We start from the raw sequence: 3,390 nt of genomic DNA, 5'->3' as shown, positions 1-3,390 counted from the left end.
CCGCCGAGGCTGTCGTAAATGGTTGCCGAGGTCGTGTAGTTGTAGGTCTTGGGATCGGTCGGATCGAAGGGCGTGATCGAGCTGTCGATGGCATTGGCCGCTGCATCGAGGTTGATGCCGAATTCGACATCGCTGGTCTGGCGCGGCTGGATGTCGGCCGTCTGCAGCAGCATGCTCTGGGCGGCACCGACGACGATGTTGCCGTCGACATCGGCCGGGAATCCCTGCAGTTTCGAACCGGTGCTGGTGACAACGTAACCATCGGAATCAACTCCGAAAGTTCCGGCGCGGGTATAGCTGATCGTGCCGTTTTCGGCCTGAATCTTGAAAAATCCTTCGCCGTCGATCGCGATGTCGAGCGGATTACCGGTGGCGTTGATGTTGCCCTGCTTGAACTGCTGCGTGACCGCAGCGAGCTGCACGCCGCTGCCAACCGTGCGCCGCGTCGCCTGGCCAAGCGCACTGTTCGAAAAAATGTCGGAAAACTCGGCGCGCGAATACTTGAAGCCGGTGGTGTTGGCGTTGGCGATGTTGTTCGCCGTCACCGACAGGTCGCTGGTCGCGGCATTCAGGCCGGTCAGGCCGATGCGGAAGGTTTCAGCCATGGGGGCGTTCCTCCTGGGGAACGGGGTCGCTCGGTTCGGTCAACAGATTTCCGCCCGCGGGCGGAATTTCAGAAAATCGCGCGCACGTCATCCAGCGCGTATTCGCCGAGTCCGCGCAGATTCAGCTTCGAGCCCTGTGCCGACAGGCTGACGCTGTCGACCGGCGCCGACATCGAGGTCGAAAGCCCGACGGGCTCACCGGCACGCAGACCCTGCGCGACGACGCGGTAATTGCCCGGGGTGCGCAGCACGCCACTGGCATCGCGCCCGTCCCAGTGGAAGGCGGTTTCACCGGCCCCCTGGGCACCGAGCGTCACCTCCCTGACGACCTGCCCGCCCGGCGTCGCGATCGAGATCTTCACGGCATCGACCGGCGAGTCGATCGTGATGTTGCCGGCGAGCCCCTGAGTGGCATCGAGGTAGCCGGTGTCGCTGTCGACGACGACCTGGCGCCCGACCAGCCCGGAGGCCTGCATCGCGCCGCTGGTCTGCAGTTGGCCGATGAAGCCCTCGATCGTGGTGTTGAGCTTTTCGATGCCGCTGACGGTGCTGAACTGCGCGAGCTGCGCGAGGTACTGCGCGCTGTCCATCGGCTTGGTCGGATCCTGATTCTTCATCTGCGTCAGCATCATGGTCAGGAAGGCGTCCTGACCGAGTTCGTTGCCCTGTGTCTTCTTCTGGTCGGCCGTCGCCTTCTCGGTGGCGAAGCCGGTGTTGACGGTGCTGAGCAGCGCGTCGGAAACCTTGGTGGCCATGACGGAACCTCTTCTCTTGCTTGCCCCTGGATCAGTCGCCGAGCGTCAGCGTGCGCAGCAGCATCTGTTTCGAGGTTTCGGCGACCTCGACGTTGGTCTGGTAGGCGCGCGAGGCCGAAATCATGTTCGCCATCTCCTCGACCGGATTGACGTTCGGCGTCCACACGAAGCCGTCCTTGTCGGCGAGCGGGTGACCGGGCCGGTACTCGCGCCCGAGCGGCGTCGTGCTCTCGACGATCCCGGCGACACCGACGCCGGCGACGGCATCCGAGCTGCCGTCATCGAGCGTCTCGAACACCGGCTGGCGGGCGCGGTAGACGGCGTTGACGCTCGACGAGACGCTGTCGGCGTTGGCGAGGTTGCTCGCCGTGGTGTTGAGCCGCACCGACTGCGCCTGCAGCGCGCTGCCGGAAATCCCGAAAACCCGGAACAGTGACATGTGGCCTCCCGAGTGCCGGTCATTCGCCGCGGATCGCGGTCAGCAGGCCCTGCAGCCGGTCGCCGAGCAGGCGCAGCGAGGCCGTGTACTGGACGGCGTTCTCGCCGAACATGGCCTTCTCGCGCTCCGGCTCGACGGTGTTGCCGTCGATGCTCGGCTGCGTCGATTCGCGAAACAGCGTGCCGGCCAGGCCATGGCGGCCCTCGCCGGGCTGGATGTGCGCGCCGGCGGTGGCCGCGAGCCGTGCACCGCCCTGCGCGTCGCGGATCGCCGCAGCGAAGTCGATGTCCTGGGCCTGGTAATTCGGGGTGTCGGCGTTCGCGAGATTGGCCGCGATCACCTCGGTACGCTGGGCACGCAGCCGCATCGCGTCCTCGTGCACGCCGAGTACCCGGTCGAAACGAATGGCCATGTCGTCAACCTCCCGACGCAGCGCCACGAGCGGCGTCGCGTCAAACTCTCGTCGCCGAATGCGACTCGGGAGGGGTATCTGCAACCGACATGCCATCCAGCAGCCTCGCACGCCGCCGCCGTCCTGCACGGCAGACAGGCGCCGGCGGTCTGGGAACCCGGCGGGCTGGCATACCGCGTGCTGGAAGGCATTCATCTGTCGATCGACGACGAAAAGCCGACGCCACCATGCCTGCCGATGCCTCGACCTTGTTCCCGACCCCGCTGCGCCGGCTGCTGGCCGCAGCCGTCCTCGCCCTGCTCAGTGCCGCAGCCCCGGCCGCGCAGCAGGATCTCGAAGCCCTGCGTCTGGTCGCGCTCGACTACCTGCGCAGCCGCGTCGGCAGCAGCAGCGCCGACATCCGCGTCGACGGCACCGATCCGCGCCTGCGGCTGTGGGCCTGCGAATCGCCGATCGAGGCTTCGCTGTCGCCGGGCTCCAGACTGCGCGGGCGCACGGCCGTCGTGCTGCGCTGTCCGGCCCCGGCCTGGAAGCTGGTGATGAGCGCGCAGGTCAGCATCCAGCGCAGCATCGTCGTCGCCGCCCGGCCGCTGGTGCGCGGCACGCTGCTGACGGCGGCCGACCTGCAGGTGGCGGCCGTCGACGAAGCCCGCGCCGGCGATGGCTGGATCGAGGATCCGAAACCGGCGATCGGCCGCCTGCTGCAGACGGCGCTGCCGGCCGGCGCCCCGCTGTCACCGGATGCGCTGAGCGATCCGGTCAGCGTGCGTCGCGGCGAAACCCTGGAACTCGTCGTGCGCCGCGGCGCGATGCGCATCAGCGCCGGCGGGGTCGCACTCGCCGACGGTCGCCCCGGCGAGCGCCTGCGCGCGCGCAACCTCGCCTCCGGGCGTGTCGTCGAAGGCCGGCTGGAGCAGGAGCGCACGCTGATCGTCGACTGAACCCCGGAGCGACCGACACCGGGCGTAACGCTCTGCCGGAAAACCCGATTCAAGTTCCGGCGGCCGGGGCCGATACGGAGTTCCGTATACTCGCGATTCCGACGAGAGGACGACTCCGATGACCATCGACAAGCTGGGCGGCAACGGTCCCCCGCCCGTCCGCGGCGGCCCGCCGGTCGCGCGCGTGCAGTCTGGCGCCGACCCCGCGGCCACCTCCCGCACCGGTGGCAGCGCGCCG

General features: G+C 68.2%; 5 protein-coding genes. 1 reads left to right on the top strand and 4 read right to left on the bottom strand.

The features are described from left to right. From PKE44_RS16735 to flgB, 4 genes are all read right to left on the bottom strand, one after another. The coding region (locus PKE44_RS16735) for a flagellar hook-basal body complex protein (protein ID WP_324553531.1) at positions 1-605 on the bottom strand (605 nt) is incomplete at its 3' end. Between the two features lie 68 nt (positions 606-673). Next, positions 674-1,360, bottom strand: a complete 687-nt coding sequence (locus PKE44_RS16730) for a flagellar hook assembly protein FlgD (RefSeq protein ID WP_324553528.1) — start codon at positions 1,358-1,360, stop codon at positions 674-676. 31 nt (positions 1,361-1,391) lie between these two features. Then, on the bottom strand, positions 1,392-1,799 hold the full coding sequence (gene flgC / locus PKE44_RS16725; RefSeq protein WP_324553524.1) for a flagellar basal body rod protein FlgC: 408 nt from the start codon (positions 1,797-1,799) through the stop codon (positions 1,392-1,394). Positions 1,800-1,818: 19 nt separating this feature from the next. Next, the gene (gene flgB / locus PKE44_RS16720) at positions 1,819-2,211 is read right to left on the bottom strand and encodes a flagellar basal body rod protein FlgB (RefSeq protein ID WP_324553521.1); all 393 of its coding nucleotides are present in this window, start codon (positions 2,209-2,211) and stop codon (positions 1,819-1,821) included. Positions 2,212-2,438: 227 nt separating this feature from the next. Here flgB and flgA point away from each other — a divergent pair, with 227 nt between their 5' ends. Next, positions 2,439-3,152 (top strand): flagellar basal body P-ring formation chaperone FlgA, encoded by a 714-nt coding sequence (gene flgA / locus PKE44_RS16715; protein WP_324553518.1) that lies wholly within the window; start codon positions 2,439-2,441, stop codon positions 3,150-3,152. Positions 3,153-3,390: the final 238 nt, after the last annotated feature.

The sequence above is a fragment of the Plasticicumulans sp. genome (assembly GCF_035331805.1).
In the GTDB taxonomy this organism is placed as follows: Bacteria; Pseudomonadota; Gammaproteobacteria; order Competibacterales; family Competibacteraceae; genus Plasticicumulans.
Note: the sequence above shows the minus strand (reverse complement) of the source record. Positions and strands in the feature narration are given on the sequence as shown.